14 protein-coding genes are annotated in these 17,632 nt (G+C 42.8%); all 14 read right to left on the bottom strand.

Annotated elements, in window-relative coordinates:
- Positions 1-6: 6 nt before the first annotated feature.
- Positions 7-867, bottom strand: coding sequence for a 4-hydroxy-3-methylbut-2-enyl diphosphate reductase (locus IIB39_02035; GenBank protein ID MCH8927477.1), 861 nt, complete (start codon positions 865-867; stop codon positions 7-9).
- Positions 868-1,038: 171 nt separating this feature from the next.
- Positions 1,039-2,022 (bottom strand): GTP 3',8-cyclase MoaA, encoded by a 984-nt coding sequence (gene moaA / locus IIB39_02030; GenBank protein ID MCH8927476.1) that lies wholly within the window; start codon positions 2,020-2,022, stop codon positions 1,039-1,041.
- A gap of 11 nt (positions 2,023-2,033) precedes the next feature.
- The gene (locus IIB39_02025; GenBank protein ID MCH8927475.1) at positions 2,034-2,588 is read right to left on the bottom strand and encodes a dCTP deaminase; all 555 of its coding nucleotides are present in this window, start codon (positions 2,586-2,588) and stop codon (positions 2,034-2,036) included.
- Between the two features lie 15 nt (positions 2,589-2,603).
- Entirely contained in the window at positions 2,604-3,617 is a 1,014-nt protein-coding gene (locus IIB39_02020) for a bifunctional oligoribonuclease/PAP phosphatase NrnA (protein ID MCH8927474.1), read from the bottom strand.
- 45 nt (positions 3,618-3,662) lie between these two features.
- Positions 3,663-5,246: a thiamine pyrophosphate-binding protein gene (locus IIB39_02015; GenBank protein ID MCH8927473.1), complete on the bottom strand. Its 1,584-nt coding sequence runs from the start codon at positions 5,244-5,246 to the stop codon at positions 3,663-3,665.
- A 13-nt stretch (positions 5,247-5,259) separates the two neighbouring features.
- Positions 5,260-7,233, bottom strand: coding sequence for a 2-oxoacid:acceptor oxidoreductase family protein (locus IIB39_02010; GenBank protein ID MCH8927472.1), 1,974 nt, complete (start codon positions 7,231-7,233; stop codon positions 5,260-5,262).
- 162 nt (positions 7,234-7,395) lie between these two features.
- Positions 7,396-10,242, bottom strand: coding sequence for an anaerobic glycerol-3-phosphate dehydrogenase subunit C (locus tag IIB39_02005; protein MCH8927471.1), 2,847 nt, complete (start codon positions 10,240-10,242; stop codon positions 7,396-7,398).
- Positions 10,239-11,444: a molybdopterin molybdotransferase MoeA gene (locus IIB39_02000; protein ID MCH8927470.1), complete on the bottom strand. Its 1,206-nt coding sequence runs from the start codon at positions 11,442-11,444 to the stop codon at positions 10,239-10,241. Before IIB39_02000 ends, IIB39_02005 begins: the two co-directional genes overlap by 4 nt.
- Entirely contained in the window at positions 11,444-11,950 is a 507-nt protein-coding gene (locus IIB39_01995) for a molybdenum cofactor biosynthesis protein MoaB (protein ID MCH8927469.1), read from the bottom strand. The genes IIB39_02000 and IIB39_01995 overlap by 1 nt, the downstream gene beginning before the upstream one ends.
- Before the next feature lie 80 nt (positions 11,951-12,030).
- Complete coding sequence (gene cobO / locus IIB39_01990; GenBank protein MCH8927468.1) at positions 12,031-12,582, bottom strand: cob(I)yrinic acid a,c-diamide adenosyltransferase; 552 nt, start codon at positions 12,580-12,582, stop codon at positions 12,031-12,033.
- A gap of 3 nt (positions 12,583-12,585) precedes the next feature.
- On the bottom strand, positions 12,586-13,992 hold the full coding sequence (locus tag IIB39_01985; GenBank protein ID MCH8927467.1) for an NADH-quinone oxidoreductase subunit N: 1,407 nt from the start codon (positions 13,990-13,992) through the stop codon (positions 12,586-12,588).
- Between the two features lie 43 nt (positions 13,993-14,035).
- Positions 14,036-14,617 (bottom strand): hypothetical protein, encoded by a 582-nt coding sequence (locus IIB39_01980; protein ID MCH8927466.1) that lies wholly within the window; start codon positions 14,615-14,617, stop codon positions 14,036-14,038.
- A 9-nt stretch (positions 14,618-14,626) separates the two neighbouring features.
- Positions 14,627-16,069 carry a sodium:proton antiporter gene (locus IIB39_01975; GenBank protein ID MCH8927465.1) on the bottom strand — a complete coding sequence of 481 codons (1,443 nt, stop codon included), beginning with the start codon at positions 16,067-16,069 and terminating at the stop codon, positions 14,627-14,629.
- Between the two features lie 15 nt (positions 16,070-16,084).
- Positions 16,085-17,629, bottom strand: a complete 1,545-nt coding sequence (locus IIB39_01970; protein ID MCH8927464.1) for an NADH-quinone oxidoreductase subunit M — start codon at positions 17,627-17,629, stop codon at positions 16,085-16,087.
- Positions 17,630-17,632: the final 3 nt, after the last annotated feature.

The raw sequence follows: 17,632 nt of genomic DNA, 5'->3' as shown, positions 1-17,632 counted from the left end.
AAGATTTCAAACCGGTTCCGGTTCTGTTTTCATATTCACGGAAATTTCGTTCAGTTTTGATATTACTTTCTGAATGAGCTGATCGGGTGTGGAAGCTCCGGCAGAAACACCTACCGTATCTTTTCCCTCAAACCATTCTGAAAGCATTTCATCCGCAGTCTGAACCTGATAAGTATCACTGTTTATTTTTTTTGATATAGACGTAAGTCGTTTTGTGTTAGCGCTTGTGTAAGATCCGATAATTATCATAATATCGTTTTGGGCTGCCAGCTCTTTAATTGCTTCCTGATTCCGCGTTGTCGGGAAACAGATAGTATTTATGAATCTAAAATCAGTCGCTTTCGTTATAAGTATATTAATTATTTCCTGCACATTTTCAATAGTTTGAGTTGATTGGGAAACTACACCTATCTTTTTCATTTTCCTCAGAGACTCTGCCTCTTCAGGTTTGCTTAATATGGTGGCGTTTTCAACCTGTGATGAAATTCCTATGACTTCATCATGTCCGTGATCGCCTATTATAAATATCTGTCTGCCCTCTTTCTCGAGCTCCTTTACCTCTTCATGAATTTGTGTCACAAGAGGACAAGTGGCATCAATGATATTTAAATCCATCTTTTTGGCTTTATCCCATACTTCTGTGGAAGTTCCATGCGCCCGAAAGAGTACAGGAGCATTTTTGACATCGGTCAGTTTATCAACAACCACAACTCCCGATTCGTCTAAATGATTTACGACATGCTCGTTATGAACAATATCGCCAAGCATATATACTTTGCCAAAATCTGCGGCGCTTTCATGCGCCATTTGAACGGCATCTCTCACTCCGAAGCAAAAACCGGAACCTCTTGCAAGCGTAACTTTCAATCTACCCCTTGTCCTTTCTGAATAAATTCAGTCTAATACACTGATTTTTATTATTTTATCACTGAACAATATAATCCATTATGAATATAAACAGAAATAGAGGAATTCTCAACTATTTTTGACCGAATACGCCGAGATTGGAAAACTATTAAAAATCTGCTGTTTCTTCTATTAACCGCCTATTTGGGACATAGCGGTGTAAGATTCGAATCCCGCTTTTCCGACTTCAAGATTGTGCTCTAATGGTTTGATAGTCATCGCGTTTCGAATCATTCCCCTTATATCAGCATCAGTTGCGCCGCCGCGGAGAGCATCTTTGAAATTTAATTCAGGTTCATTGAACAGGCATAATTTCAATCCACCTGTGGCTGTAAGCCTAATTCTGTTGCAATCGCCGCAAAAAGTATGACTAAGTGGGGAGATAAATCCGATTTTGCCTTTTGAACCCTTAAATCTAAAATATCTGGCAGGCCCACCCGTCAGATCACGCGAGAGAGGATAAAGTTTTCCGATTTTAGAAATATTTTTTTTAATCTCTTCCGTCGAGTAAAACGAAATTTTCTGTCGGTTGAGATTCTCTTTTAACGGCATCATCTCGATAAACCTAACTTCATAATCCTTTTCAAGCGTCAGCGCGGCAAAATCTTGTAACTCGTCGTCATTTACTCCTCGCATGACCACCATATTTATTTTAATGGGTTTAAAACCCACTCTTTCAGCCGCATCAAACCCGTTAAGCACATCTTTTAGAGAATGTCGAAGCGATATATCTTTGAATCTATTTTCCTTTAATGTGTCAAGACTGATGTTAACGCGATTTATACCTGCTTTCTTCAGCGAATCAGCATACTTGTCGAGCAATACCCCGTTTGTCGAAAGTGATATATCTTTTAATTCTTTAATTAAGGACAGTTCGGTGATCAGATCCGGGAGGTCGCTACGAACTAAAGGCTCACCACCTGTTATCCGTACTTTTTTGAGACCCATTCCCGCCATTATCCGAACAATTCGGATAATTTCTTCATATGACATAAGCTCGGATCGCTTTAGCCATGCTATACCTTCATCAGGCATGCAGTACACGCACCTTAGGTTACATCTGTCTGTAACCGAAATGCGCAGGTAATTTACTTCTCTACCGAAATTGTCTATCATTATGAGGCTTTCTATAGTTTAGCGGGAGTAATACCCTTTTGACCCTGATATTTGCCTTTTTTATCGGCATAAGAAATCGTAGGGGCATCGTCAGATTGAAAAAACAATACCTGAGCAATTCCCTCATTGGCATATATTTTAGCCGGTAATGGAGTTGTATTAGAAATCTCCAAAGTTACGTATCCTTCCCATTCAGGCTCGAAAGGGGTGACATTCGTTATAATGCCGCACCTGGCATAAGTAGATTTTCCAAGACATACGGTAATGACATCCCGGGGAATTCTGAAGTACTCCACCGAGCGACCGAGAGCGAAGCTATTCGGCGGGATGATGCAAACGTCACCTTTAAAATCCACAAATGAATTTTCATCAAAATTTTTCGGATCTACCATTGCGTTATTAACGTTTGTGAAAATTTTAAATTCGTCTGATACTCTCAAATCGTATCCGTATGACGAAATTCCATATGATATCACACCGTCGCTAACTTGTGAATTCTCAATCGGTTCTATCATACCATGTTCCTTTGCCATCATTTCAATCCAATGATCAGGTCTTACTGACATCGATCTCCCCTTAATTTAAGAGTTATTATTAGTTGAAGACATTATATCCTCGGCTTCTTTCAGCATCTCGGGTATTATTTCTTTATAACCCTTTTCCACTCGGGCTCCCGACGCGTATTTGTGCCCGCCGCCTCCCATTCTGCGAGCAAACTCATTAGAATCAAAATCACCCTTAGAACGAAAACTCAGTTTAGTAATATCATCCGATATTTCTATTAATACAACGCTTGCTTTTACCCCTTTGATATTTCTAAGGTAATCCGTGAATCCTTCCATTTCCTTAGGTTTAGCTTTTGCCCTTCCAAGCATCTGCCTGTTGACCACGCACCATGCAAATTTTCCGTCCAAATCGTATCGAATTTTATTCATCGCTTCAGCTTGTATGCTTACACGCTCAGGAGGGATTTCGCCGTAAACAGACGCCCAGATAGTTTCAGGATCTACGCCGATTCCAATCATTTCAGCAGCAATTTTGTGTGACTTCTCATTCGTATTATTAAAACGAAACGAACCGGTATCAGACATAATAGCGCTGTATATCGCCTTTGCTATCGGCAGAGTAATTTCAGCGCCTAATCCTTCCAATAATTCGAAAATCAGTTCGCCGGTAGCAGAGGCTGATGTATCGATAAAGTAATGGTCGAATTTGTCATCTTCCTTTGGATGATGATCTATGCAAACTGTAGGAATGTTATTATAGGTGATGAGTTGACCAACCTCTTTCAAACGAGCATAATTACCTATATCCAGTACGAACGCTACATCAAATTCCTTGAATATTTCGGTAGATTTATCCTCGTCAAAACGTTCTATTTCATTATCGGAGACAAGGTAATGAAAATTATTCGGGAGCGGTGAGCAATTAATGATATGCGGCTCTTTGCCCAATGATTTGAGGTAATGGTATAATGCGATTTCCGAGCCTATGCCATCACCGTCAGGATTAACATGAGTCGTAAGAAGAAAACGATTGCCTTTCTCTATTACCGCTTTAACGGCTTCAAGATCCCTAAATGGGTTATCTGTCAATCCTGAGTACCCCTTCCGGATTGACCGTCATCACTGTCGAAATTATTAAATAACTCCGGCAAGTTCCTGCAGTAATCTCCAATTTTGTAACCTGTCTTCATTAGCTGCCATGACCGCATCGGAGGGTTTCCCGTCCTTATCAAATTGTTTCGCGAATCTTCCTTCAGTACGGGCAAAGTGAACAAAGTCTATCACCTCGCCTGTTTTGGGATTCTTATACCAATCATCCTTAATAGCGGGATTACTTGCAAGACTCAATCTGTCGCTTAACTTGCCTTCCTTGCGCGGATCGTGCACGAACAGAGGAAATGCGCGGCTGTTAACTGCCAGCTTCGCCTGATGACTAGCCATATCGTCCGCCACTCCATGTTCAGGTTGGCAGGTCGTAAATGTATTAACTATAGCCGGTCCCGGATACTCGTTAGCAGCCATTATCGCTTTATAAAAATGATTAGTGTGCGCAGCTGTGGTTTGGGCTACGTAAACATTCGGATGCATCATCGCAATATTTCCTATCTCTTTTCGTCTTTCCGTCTTGCCGGGAATAGCTTTTCCGTGAGCAGACATTTTCGCTTCCTGACTGAGATAGGTACCGGTAGAAGCCTGTCCTCCCGTATTCGAATAAACCTGTGTATCAAGTATAAGCACGTTGATATCCATACCGGAAGCCATCATTCTGCTTAATGCCTGAAATCCTATATCAAGCATGGCGCCGTCGCCACCGATCACCCACAATTTCTTGTCTGTCCAGCCTCTTTGGTCCCACATAGCGCGAACGCCCATAGCGTCTGCGGCTCCATTTTCAAACAGGGAATTTGTCCAGGGTACTAAAAACGGATTGTATGGATATGTGGAACCATAAACCGTGTTACATCCTGTCGATGCCACTAAGCCGACAGATTCCTTGCCATACACAAATCCGGTGGCAGCCAGCATCATCCGGAGAACAGTTGCTTCTCCGCAACCCATACATGATCCCGCTCCACCAACAAACAGCAGACTTTCGTCGGCAAGCATCATATCCGGGAGGATTTTTTCATTAATAAATTCAGGTTTGGTAGCAGGCAAATCCTGATAGACCTTAAAACCTTCTGAATATTCAACCATATTCTCATCGTTCTTGAAAATCATTTTCAGCGCGCCGTGGTCACCGCAAACTTCAACACATTCCGCACACCCTTTGCATTTCGTAGGATCGATAAAAATTCCGAAGACACCGGGATCTTGCCCTTTTTTCTCATATACATTGTAATATTTATTTGTCTCGGTAAATTGATCTCGTACCCATTTCTTAATATTGTTATTTTCCACGCCTTCGGTTGCCGCTTCCAGCTCTTTCGGTCTGATTACCTTACCGAGAATTGCCGTATCAGGACATTCCGTCACACAATCCATACATCCTACGCACGCATCAGGAAGCAGTATAGGAATCTCAGGTGCGATATAACTGAAATCTCTCAAGCTGCCCGTCCCTGCCGGAATCAGGCTTCTGGCTACTCCTTCGTCCGCCTCAAGTCCGTCTTCAGCAGTTCCGTCATTGTATGCTCCAACGATAATATCGTTGAATGTTGCTATATCAAGAACCGATTTATCTATTTTCTTTTCTATTACATCACTATCAAATGACATTATATGTCCTTTCTCAAGCTTCAGCTAGAGATTTATCTGTCTCTTTTGCATCTTTCTTCTGAATGAATTCTTGGGGAACTTCAAAAACTTCTTTATAACCCCGCTCCACAGCCTTTAAGTTATCATTCACAACCTGCTCACCTTTACTTCCGAAATATTTCGTGAGTGAACGCTTTACACCTTCCATAAGTTTCTCATCCGTAAGATTATTCCGCTCGACGAATGGAGTGACTTTCAGGAAAATGCCGAGTAACACGATACCCTGCATTCTTTGCTGTAATTCGGGCTTGGATGCTACGTCTCGCGCTATACTAACAGTATCAAGCCCAAGTACTCTGATATTTCTCTTTCTGATAGTATCCTTTGCCCAATCCGGAATCGTATCCCAGAGAGCTTCAGGCGAGTTCTTATTGGTCTGAACAAAAATCATCCCATTTTCTTGAATCCCCATTAACGGATTAGCAAGATTAAATGAATTCGTGTCGTTCATCGGCACAAATTCAACATAGTTAAGCTCGGAATGAGTCAATATCGGTTCATCCGATATTGTGAGGTAATATGTAGTTGGAAGTCCTTTTTTCTCCGAACCGTATTTCGGATAAGCCTGAACTTTCATATCAAAAAGGTCCGCCACAATAGTCGCAATTATTTTGTTGGTGGTCACCGATCCGTATCCGCCTACCGAATGTCCTCTCATAGAAAATGACCCGGGGGCTCTTACATCAGGGTCTTCCCCTCTGTCAATATTTAGCGGATGCTTGATTCCTAAGGTAAAATAATCTTTGGCGGTTCCATTTTTCAGTGCGTTAAAAACGGCAATTATATCGCCGGGACGGGTATCTCTGCTTCCAAGTCCGTAGCTTCCTGAGACGATTCGCGGCATTGTAGTTATCTTCGGATAACCTTCAGCCCCTTGTATGGCATCCGCGAACGCTGCTTTTACTTCTGCTGTAAGCGGGTTTGATTGACCCAACGGAATATCAAGCCGCTCAAGCACTGCTATTGATTTTACATGTTTAAGCGCTTCAACTATCTCTGCTCCGGGAAAAGGTCTGAACGACGTAATGTTTAACACGCCAACCTTTTCATCGCGGTTTTTCTTCATCCACTCGATTGTGGTCTTTGCGGTTTCAGAAACCGAACCTAAGGAAATGATAACGTAATCAGCATCTTCAATTTCATATCCGTCAATCAAACCATATTTTCTGCCTGTCAGCCGATAAAATTCGTCCATAGCATTTTTAAGGGCTCCGGGGATTTTATCATAAAACAGCCTTTGCGCTATTTTCCCTTTCATATAGGCATCCTGATTCTGTACTACGCCGCTCATAATCGGTTCATAAGGATTCATAAGGTTCCGAAGTTTTTCTGACGGGTTACCGATATATTCTTTCATCATCTCGGGTTCAATGAGCAACGCATTTTCAATAGTATGTGTTGTAAGAAACCCATCCTGAACATTCATAAATGGAGTTTCAGTGTCTTCAGCCACACGACGCGATATAAGCGCTAAATCACCTGCCTCCTGAGCATTTCTGCCGAATAGAATTCCCCAGCCTGTGTCAGCAACCGCAAACACATCATCATGACCTGCATGAACATTAAGTGATTGCGAAGTAAGTGCGCGCGAACCAATATGAAATACAATTGGAAGCCTCTTCCCGGAAATCGTAAAAAGTACTTCTTTCATCAAAACCAGACCCTGTCCTGAGGTAAAATTCGTTACTCTTCCACCGCTGACAGCTACGCCCTCACATGCTGAAGCGGACGAATGCTCCGATTCAGATTCAATAAAAAATAATTTCTCACCCCATAGATTTGTTTTACCCGCAGCAATGGCTGCTTGATATCCCGAGCCCATTGTCGTGGAAGAAGTGATAGGATATGCACAGCCACCCTGTGTTATTTGTGAATCAACCCATACAACTGCTCCGGCTCCATCAGTGGTAGTGGGAATTCCCGGAAAGGGGAAACCGTTACTTTTCATTTACTATTCCTCATTTCTCGCTTGTTATAGCGAACTTTCAATATCTATTATCGCCAATTTTATTCTGATGTTTAGCGACTTTATTTCTTATTTATCTGTCTTTTGCAACTACCTTACTTCTGCTTTTCCGAACCTCAAATATATCAATATGCTAAAGTAATGTCAAGCAGAAAAGGGCGGAAAATAAGACCTATTAAGGATTGTAACGGGATGAATCGTGGGAATATTCGTTCCTTGAGTTATCTGAACCTGACAGGTTCCCGTGCCGGTAAGAACATAATCAGGAGACGATTCCCTGATTTGTTCGAACAGAGGTTCACCCATCAACATCGACAGATCAAAGTTTTCCTGTTTATATCCGAATGTTCCCGCCATCCCACAGCAGACTTTCTCTATAGGAGATAACTTGATTCCTGGGATTTTGCGAAGTAGCTCCGTAATATCATATTCTGTTTTCTGCGCTCGATGTTGACACGGCTGATGATACACAACCTTCATCTCTACGGGTTTCCACTCACCTTTAAAAGCGTTTTTATTGTCGAGCTCGCCTAAATAATCAAATAAATCAGTCACCGCAGCCGCGACCTCCGAAGCCTCATCAGTTCCAAGAAGCTCCGGGAGTTCATATTTCAGCGCATATCCGCAAGAGCCGGATGACGTCAGGATTTTCAATCCTTTACGGACATAAGGGAGGAGTAACTCTACATTTTGCTCCGCATCCGCTTTCGCTGCTTCTTTCTGTCCAAGCGATAAATTAGCCGCTCCACAGCAACGCCACTCGGGTAAGGTAGCCTTCACTCCGAGCTTTTCAAGGAGCCTCATGGTTGACTTCAGTTCACCTCTTGGGTCTGAATAGTGCGCATGGCACCCGCCAAAATACACTACTTCCTCACTGTATGCTTCCATCTGGTATGGGAACGTTTTGTTCTGAAGAGAACCTTTCACAAATTTTTGCATCTTTCTCTTCGGGTGAATGCCGATAACTTTTGATAGGAGTCTTCTAAATAATCCAATCCTTAAAAACAGATTGGAGAACGGACTGAGTAAAGAACCGATTTCAGATACTTGTTTCGTTGCGCCAAGAATTATTTCTCTTATTCCCTGCTTATTTTTGGAAACAAAATACGCCCGCGCTTCCTGGGCAAGACCCGGTATATTCACTTCTGTCGGACATTCTACCAGACACAGCTTACAATTAACGCATTCGTCAATTACCGATTTAAACTCTAAGTCCAAAAGCAATTCCGAATCTAATTTACCCGAAAGAACGCCTCTCAGTAAATTAGCCTTTGCCCGGGCAGTGGATGTCTCATCATTTGTTGTGAATGCCACAGGACAATATTGTGTACATGTGCCGCATCCATGGCAAAGCTCGGCGGTCGAACTCCATTTATCCTTATCAATAAACGTATCCGTCTTATTTACTGAATAATTTATTCCATAACGCAGGTTATCAGATACGTGTTGAGGAGATTCCGAAACTATCTTACCCGGATTCATCAGGTTATTCGGGTCGAACAATTTTTTTATCTTCTCGAATACAGGGTATAATTCCGGGTAAAAATCTTTCATATATGGCGTGCGGGCAAGTCCGTCTGCGTGCTCACCCGTCATTGTCCCGTTCATTTCTTTCACAACTTCGTGAACACGCTGGGCGATGGTGTTCATTTTCTTGAGGTCGTCCTCGTTTTTCAAATCAAGCATCGGACGAATGTGTAAATTCCCGTTGCCGGCATGACCATACGCTGTCCCATTCAATCCCATAGATTCAAAAATGCCGGTGACTTTCTTCAGATATTCTCCCACCAGCGAGTAGTGGACAGTGCCGTCTTCCGCAAAGGCGACAGGTTTTCGGCTTCCCTTGATTTTACTCAGTATCCCTACTGCCGCTTTTCGTACCGACCACAACCGTTCCATCTCTTCGGGATTAGTGGAACGCTTCACCGAAAATGCGGGTTTCGCGGTTCCGTGAATAGCATTATCCGCCTCGTCAAGCTGCTCTTTTACTTCTTCATCGGAATCTCCGAAAAATTCAGCGAATAATATATATTTAGCTTCAGCTGGTACGACTTCCCGTAGGTGCGGATCCGCCTCCAAAGACAGATCCACCAGCTTATTGTCGATCATATCAAGAGCGGTAGGCTCAAGTTCCATTAATTTATTTACGCACTCCCCCGCATCTTCAAGTCTTGAGCAAGAAACCAGTAAAAACCCTTTTGAATTTGTCATTCGGGTGAGTTTGAGTTTTGCTTCGGTTATCACGCCAAGCGTTCCCTCGGAACCGACTATCAGTTTGCTAAGATCGAATTTATCATTATTGATAACATCATAGACATTGTAACCGGAAGAATTTTTATTCACATTGGGAGCCGAAGCGCTGATCAATTCTCTATTTTCATTTATCAGATCAAAAACAGCTTTCGGAATTTTCGATGTTGACCGACCATTAATATCTTCAAAGTTCATAATAGATGACGTCATCGGTTCTCCGTTCGCGGTCACAAATGTGAGAGATTCGATCCAATCTTTCGTGGAGCCGTATTTCAGCGTATGCGGTCCCGCTGCATTGGTGCCGAGCATCCCGCCAATTGAGCAGAAATTTCCGCTGGACGGATCAGGCGCAAAATGCAGACCTTTTGAGCGAAGGGATTTGTTCAATTTGCCATATATCAATCCGGGTTGTACTGTAGCTATATCGCCATCTATGCTGATTATTTTGTTCATATATTTTGTGAAATCAAGAATAATTCCCGTTCCCAATGCGGCTCCCGCTAATCCGGATCCTGCTCCTCTTGCGGTAATTGGGACTCCGGTTTCCGACGAGTACTTCACCGTCTTTTGGACATCATCCGCGTGCCGAGGCACAACTATAACCAAAGGAGTAAGTTCGTAGATACAAGCGGCTGTGCTGTAAAGTTGGCGCGAAATATTGCTGGATAAAACGTCTCCATCAATAAAAGAGCGAAGATCGTTAGCGACTTTTATATTATCGCTAAACGCCGAACTCATAATAGCGTTACCCGCACCATCTCCCCTGCATTCAATTCAGAGACACCGTGCGGCAGTTCCACGTAACCGTCCGCATTGGACATACTGGTTATTACGGAAGAGCCTTTGAAGACCGGACGAGCTTTACCGTTTTCAATCTTCACCGTCACGATCTGATGCGATTCTGATTTCGCGGTTATTGTTTCGCCTAATTCCACTTCAATTTCGGAATTATAATCAGCAGAACTATTACGAGAAATTTTTCTGATCATTGGAGCGAGCAACACGTTCGCTATCGTGAGACATGAAGTCGGATAACCGGGCATTCCTACTACTAAACTGTCACCCACCTTGCCCAGGAGACCGGGCTTCCCGGGTTTTGCCGTTATTCCGTGATAGATAACTTCTCCGAGATTCTTAATAGCGTCCACTATCAAATCTCTTTCGCCGACGCTTGACCCGCCTGTAAACGTTATTATATCGGCATCAGAAGACTGTATGGCTTTTTCGATATTTTCCACGCTGTCACGGACGATAGGAAGTTTTACAGATATGCCTCCCGCTTTCGATATTACCGCTGCAAGCGTGTATGAATTCGTATCATAAACCTGACCGACCCCGAGTTCTCCTCCTACTTCAACAATCTCATCTCCGCTTACAGCAATCGCCACAACCGGTTTAACATAACATTTTAATTCCGGAATTCCGACGGAAGCGGCAGCTCCGATATGAGCGGAGTGCAGGAGAGTTCCACTTCTCAAAATGACATCCCCAACCTTGATATCCTCTCCTAAAAGTCCGAGACAGGAACCTTCCGGCACCGGAGTCTCAAGAACAATTGAATCCGGTCGCTCCACAATGTCCTCAAATGGAATAACGGCATCCGCTCTTTCCGGCAGCATTCCACCGGTAGCAATTTTAAAGCACTCGCCTCTGTTGAGAACATTCTTCCCGGAATCACCGGCAAATATTTCTCCGATCATCTTTAGCGAGACAGTTACATCCACGGAAGCTGAAGACGTATCATCAGACATCAACGCATAGCCGTCCATCGCTGCGCGTGTGTAATCCGGAACATTCAAAGCTGATATCAGTTCTTCTGCATGGACTCTTCCTAAGGCATCTTCGAGTTTTACTTTTTCCGTTCTTTCAATAGGAATTGAGACTTCTAATGACTTTTTGAGAGCTTCATCAAAGGGTGTTAATTTTCCAAATGCCCTCATCAGCGTGTCGCTTCCCAAACAAGATGTCCAAGGTCGGGCAATATCAATTTCTCCATACCGAGCTTTACGGCATTCAGCGATCCCGGCAAACAGAACAGCAGAGTGCTTCCTGCAACTCCCGCAGTAGCCCCGCTTAGCATTGCCCGTGCGCCTATCTCATCATAACTCAAACTTCTGAAAAGCTCGCCGAAGCCTTCCATTGTTTTCTCCAATAACGGCTTCAGGGTCTGAATGGTGTTATCCCGGGACGCTATTCCCGTACCGCCTGTGGTGATAATCAGATTGAACTCGCCTGAACCGATTAATTCTGCCAGCAGATTCTTAATTTCTTCGGATTCATCCTTCAGTATCAGTTTCTTTTTAATCTGATGACCCGCTGAAATTAACGATTCGACAATATAACTGCCCCCCTCGTCGTTATCTTCTGTTCGGGTATCAGAAATCGTAACTACAGCACAATTCAGCGATTTTGGACCACTTTGTTTCTGATGTTCATGATAAGTCATAATAATGCAATATAACCATAATCGGACTGTCGGAGCAAGCGTGACTTGGACAAGTTGATTTGTGAAAAAAGATTTTTCGCTTAGAAGTCGAAACCTTTCTGCGCTTTAATTCCCGATTGATAAGGATGCTTTATCTCTTTCATTTCGGTAACCAAATCGCACTCTTTTATAATTGATTCAGTGGCTCCGCGTCCCGTGATAATCAGGTGTAGCCATTTCGGTCGCTGTCTCAAAAGTTCCAGGGCATCATCCTCATTTATCAATTCAGTTTGCAGAGCAACATTGAATTCATCGAGTATAATCATATCGTAAACACCTGACGTTATCTTCTCGAGAGAGAAGCTGAGCGCTTCCGCCGCTGCTTTTTTATGGTCCTCTTCAGGAAGTTTATCGTCCATTATTTTATAGAATCCGAGACCTTTTCGGAAAAAATCCACTTCAGGTTCCAGCTGTTTAAATCCCTCCATTTCGCCGTATTTCCACGAACCCTTAATGAATTGAATGACACATACCTTCCAGTTATAACCAACAGCACGAAGTATCGTACCGAACGCCGCTGTGGATTTTCCTTTACCGTCGCCTGTATAACAGGCGAGAATTCCGGTACGTTTATCCCGCTTCGGAGCTTTCATAATTTACTTAAAAAGTGAGGAGACGGCATTTTCCGCCATTCTTATGAATGAGCTTGGAAAAATTCCGATATGGATTACAGCATAAACGCATATAACCAACCCCAACCCTGCTGAATAGCTTGTGGGTAATCGTTCCCCGTCGGTCTCACCCGGTTTCATATACATATTGACTATCACCCTCAGATAGTAATATACGGAGATTAGACTATTCAGAACAGCTATGACTATCAGCCAGATAAAACCTTCATTCACGGCGGTGCTGAAAATATAGAATTTCCCCGTGAATCCTGCGGTAAGTGGGAAACCAGCTAACGCAAACATAAAAACTGTCATCGCTATAGATAGTGCGGGACGTTTTTTTGCTAAACCCGCATAGCTTTCCAAATCCAATTGTGACTCGTCTTTTCCTTCTAACAGCTGCACAACCGTAAACGCTCCTATATTCATAAAGAGATAGCCCAAAAGATAAAATAACATCCCGGCAGCTCCCACGTTGGAACCGGTCGTAATCGCCACCATCAGATATCCGGCATGAGCGATAGATGAATACGCAAGCATCCGCTTCACACTCCTCTGCTGCATCGCCAGAACATTTCCTACTGTCATTGTCAGTGCCGATAAAAGCCAGAGTAACGGTATCAGGTCAATATGGATTTGCGGAAAACTATATAATAATATTCTAAGCATCGCTGCAAACGCCGCTGCTTTTGTTGTGGTAGCCATAAATCCTGTGACGGGCGTAGGCGCGCCTTCATAGACATCAGGTGACCACATATGAAACGGAACGAGCGCTACCTTAAACGCCAATCCGACAAACAGCAAACTTATACCGATATATAGGAAAGTCACCCCGGTTGGAACGCCTGCCGCTTTGATCTCCATTAGATTTGTAGTTCCGAAAGCGCCGTATATAAATGCAATCCCGTATAATAAAAATCCTGATGAGAATGCTCCAAGCAGGAGATATTTGAGTCCGGCCTCGTTGGAAATAAGTCTGTCCCGGAAATAGCCCACAAGCACATAAAGTGAGATTGAAAGCAGTTCCAAGCCGAGAAATATTATAATTAAGTCGGTTCCACGCGCCATAAATAACATTCCGGCTGAAGCAAAAAGCAGTAGCGAATAATACTCTCCACGATGCCAATCCCGCTCCATAAAATATTCCTTACCGGCTAAAACTGTCAACGTTCCACCGATTAGGACAATGAACGCGATAAATTGGCTAAATAAATCAGCTCGAACCATCCCACCGAATCCGCTGTTTCCATCACCGCCATATGTCAGAACCATCATAAATGCTAAAATAAAAACACTGAATGCCGTCCATTGGTGAAAAGATTTTCGTTCTTTCATAAATAACTCAAGAAACAGCATCAGCATTCCGCCGATAGACAACACTATTTCAGGCATTATAACGTTGAAATCAGATATGCTTAGCTGGAAGTCCAATCGGTTATTTCTCCAACTCCAATTCTATATTTTTTGTTTGTATGAGCGGCTTTTCTTCACATAGATCATAAAGTTTCATTATTTCGTTGAATTTTCCGCTGACACTGCCCTCGGCATGAATCGCATAGTTATGTTCAGGCGCATATCCTTCAGCGCCCTTTGCCTCGGGATGTATTGTCTCTTTCGGATCATATTCTGCCGACATCGAAATGGATTCGTGAAGATCTTCAAATATGCCCTTCAACATTTTACCATAATTTTCTGCGTATGCGCTGTACTCAAACTTAAACGATGCGGCAACCAATTTAAGTTTTGAGACTATCGATACTTCTAAATGTTTTCCATCTTTTTCAAAAACATCCTCGATTATATCTACCAGCGATTCGTCCATAACTACATGTGTGTGAGTCGAAGATGCGTCGAAAAACTCTTTTATTCTCTCTGCGATAGTCGTTCGGTTGATGTTATGTTCGTTATTGAACAAAACTCGTGACGAAGAATTAGCTCCAGCCGCAATTCCCCGCAAAAGCCCTTTAACGAATTCTTCATGACCTTCAATTACTAATTCATATTGATTATCACTCATTGTTTCCTCCTAAAAAAATATCAAATCCACTAAAATAAATATCGGCATAAGAATCACTATAGAATATTTAAACATATATCCGAAAAAACTCGGCATCGGAATCCCTGATTCTTCCGCTATCGATCTGACCATAAAATTCGGCGCGTTTCCTATATATGTGTTTGCTCCCATAAATACCGCTCCGGTGGATATTGCCTTCAGAAATATTTCCTTCTCGGCTATCAATTTAGCCACCGCGGCGCTCTCGGGAATGCCGGCGTAGAAATTGCCAAGCGCTGTATTGAAAAAGGTCAGATAAGTTGGGGCGTTATCAAGAAAGCTGGAAAGAATACCCGTAACCCAAAAGAAATCGGAGGGTGTTTTCACAGCTGCTATCAGCCATCCGAAGCTGCCTTTTTCACCGGCCTTCAATATCAACAGGGCGGGAATAATAGTCATAAATATCCCTGCGAAAAGATATGCTACTTCCTTTATCGGAAACCAGCTGAATTCATTATCTTTACGTATTTCAGCTGAAGTAAATTTCAGAGATAACAACCCCATAATTACAATAGCTACATCCCTAAGAATGTTTTGCACTTCTAAATGAACACCGCCCAATTCAAACGAAGCGCCATGCCAGAGACCGCTCTGAAGCACCGCAATTATAATACCTCCTAAGAAAATAAAGTTTGTTAATCCCTCCATTCTCAGTGGTTCAGGCGCGCTCTGAACCTCTTCAGGTTTTTCCTCTTTTTTATAGTAATACGAGTCGAACAAATAGAACAGAATTAATAACAGAACAGAAACGAACAACATATGAGGAAGTAAATTCATTGTCCAGAAAAAGGGAACAGAATGAAGAAATCCTAAAAAGAGAGGCGGGTCTCCCAACGGCGTAAGCGAGCCTCCAACATTGCTTACAAGGAAGATGAAGAAAATAACTATATGCACTCTATTTTTACGCCATTTGTTTGCTCTTAACAACGGTCTGATAAGTAACATTGATGCGCCCGTTGTTCCAATCATAGACGCTAATATCGTTCCTATAATCAATATCACCGTATTGACTTTGGGTGAACCCTGAAGAGTTCCCTTTACCAATATCCCGCCGGAAGCAACGAACAATCCCCAGAGCAGAATAATAAACGGTATATAGTCGATAAGATAAATATGCAAAATCTCTTCTACCGCATTACTCCCATATATATACAAAAACGGAATCGCAAATAACGCTGCCCACATAGCTGCTAACTTTGGAAAGTTTTGATGCCAAAAATGAGGCGCAAACAGCGGGAAAAGCGCTATTGAAAGAAGAATACCCACGAATGGAATCACACTCCATACCGGAAGTGAACTCCCTAAATCAGGATGTCCCTCTCCTCCGGACGCCATTGATATTCCGGGTAATATGAAAAGTAACAGAACGGTCAGAACGAGTTGACAGAGCTTATTTGTCGTAATCAAATTCATTTTCTTCCTTTTATTTTAATTTCTTTCGGGGCGCAGAGGAGAAACATCCGGAGATATTTCCTGATTATCGCCATTGGAGTTTAAATTTATCCGGTTCAGTAAATGTGTCACAGATGGTTCGACTCTTTCAAGGATCGGTTTTGGATATACGCCGATAAATATTATCAGTACTATCAATGGAACTATCACCCATTTTTCCCTCAGTGACAAATCGCTTAAAGCTGAATTCTTTTCATCGGTTATCTTTCCGAACATTACGCGCTGATACATCCATAATAGGTACACTGCGGCAAGAATTACGCCCAACGCGGCAAAAACCGTAAGGAAAATACTATGTTTAAAGGAGCCGACCAAAATTAAAAATTCACCTACGAATCCGTTTAATCCCGGCAGCGCAAGGCTGCTGAGAACAACTATCAAAAATGAAGCCGCGTAAAACGGCATTACTTTTGCCAATCCTCCGTAATCGGAGATCATACGGGTGTGCCGTCTTTCGTATATGAAGCCTACTAAGATAAACAGTGCTCCGGTGGAAATACCATGATTTAGCATCTGTATCAGCGCGCCCTGCACCCCTTGCTGATTTAAAACAAAAATACCGAGAACAACGAAACCCATATGCGAAACGCTGGAATACGCTACGAGTTTTTTCATATCAGGCTGAACCATCGCCACCAGCGCGCCGTAAATTATCCCTCCGAAGACTGCAACCGCCAATATATAAGGCGCCATATACAGTGTAGCTTCCGGGAAAAGCGGGAGCGAATACCGGAGAAGTCCATAACCGCCCATTTTCAGGAGAACGCCCGCAAGTATCACGCTCCCGGCTGTGGGCGCTTCCACATGAGCGTCAGGAAGCCATGTGTGAAACGGAAATAAGGGTATTTTGATGGCGAACGACAGAGTAAAAGCCAGGAACATCCAAAGCTGGAAATCAAAGGGAAGATCAAGTTTATACAACATCAGTAAATCAGTAGTGGGGCTTCCAAACTGTTTAACGCTTTCAAAATAAAGCAGAAAGATAGCCACAAGCATCAAAAGGCTTCCAAACATAGTGTATAACATGAATTTAACAGTAGCGTAAATCCTATTCTCCCCGCCCCAGATGCCGATCAAGAAATACATCGGAATAAGCATCACTTCCCAAAAAACATAGAATAGAAACAGGTCGAGAGAGAGAAACACGCCAATCATACCTACCTCAAGAGCAAGCATGGCGATTAAAAAACCTTTAATATTTTCTTTTATCGAGTTCCACGACGATAGCAACGCCAGCGGAGTCAGCAACGTTGTCAAAACTACAAGAAACAGGCTTATGCCGTCTATTCCAATATTATAAGAAATCCCCCATTCGGGAATCCAGCTCAGCTTTTCATGGAACTGCATACTTGAAGTACCTATTTCAAACCGCACAAGCATAACCGCAGACGCAATAAAAGTCGCAAGAGAAAACCCAATCGCAGCTACCTTCATAAGCGATTTTTCCTTCGCCGGAATCGCCGCAACAGCGAGAATTCCTAATAATGGAATCAATATCTGGAGTGAGAGAATACCTATCATATT

The organism is Candidatus Neomarinimicrobiota bacterium (genome assembly GCA_022573815.1).
Lineage (GTDB): Bacteria > Fidelibacterota > SORT01 > SORT01 > SORT01 > JACZTG01.
This window is presented reverse-complemented; position numbering and strand designations above follow the sequence as displayed.

Excerpts from the sequence above, each read along its gene's own strand:
- moaA (MCH8927476.1), bottom strand. The coding sequence starts at position 2,022 with ATGATAGACAATTTCGGTAGAGAAGTAAATTACCTGCGCATTTCGGTT.
- IIB39_02025 (MCH8927475.1), bottom strand. The coding sequence starts at position 2,588 with ATGTCAGTAAGACCTGATCATTGGATTGAAATGATGGCAAAGGAACAT.
- IIB39_02015 (MCH8927473.1), bottom strand. The coding sequence starts at position 5,246 with ATGTCATTTGATAGTGATGTAATAGAAAAGAAAATAGATAAATCGGTT.
- IIB39_02010 (MCH8927472.1), bottom strand. The coding sequence starts at position 7,233 with ATGAAAAGTAACGGTTTCCCCTTTCCGGGAATTCCCACTACCACTGAT.
- IIB39_02005 (MCH8927471.1), bottom strand. The coding sequence starts at position 10,242 with ATGAGTTCGGCGTTTAGCGATAATATAAAAGTCGCTAACGATCTTCGC.
- IIB39_02000 (MCH8927470.1), bottom strand. The coding sequence starts at position 11,444 with ATGAGGGCATTTGGAAAATTAACACCCTTTGATGAAGCTCTCAAAAAG.
- IIB39_01995 (MCH8927469.1), bottom strand. The coding sequence starts at position 11,950 with ATGACTTATCATGAACATCAGAAACAAAGTGGTCCAAAATCGCTGAAT.
- cobO (MCH8927468.1), bottom strand. The coding sequence starts at position 12,582 with ATGAAAGCTCCGAAGCGGGATAAACGTACCGGAATTCTCGCCTGTTAT.
- IIB39_01985 (MCH8927467.1), bottom strand. The coding sequence starts at position 13,992 with ATGCCTGAAATAGTGTTGTCTATCGGCGGAATGCTGATGCTGTTTCTT.
- IIB39_01980 (MCH8927466.1), bottom strand. The coding sequence starts at position 14,617 with ATGAGTGATAATCAATATGAATTAGTAATTGAAGGTCATGAAGAATTC.
- IIB39_01975 (MCH8927465.1), bottom strand. The coding sequence starts at position 16,069 with ATGAATTTGATTACGACAAATAAGCTCTGTCAACTCGTTCTGACCGTT.
- IIB39_01970 (MCH8927464.1), bottom strand. The coding sequence starts at position 17,629 with ATGATAGGTATTCTCTCACTCCAGATATTGATTCCATTATTAGGAATT.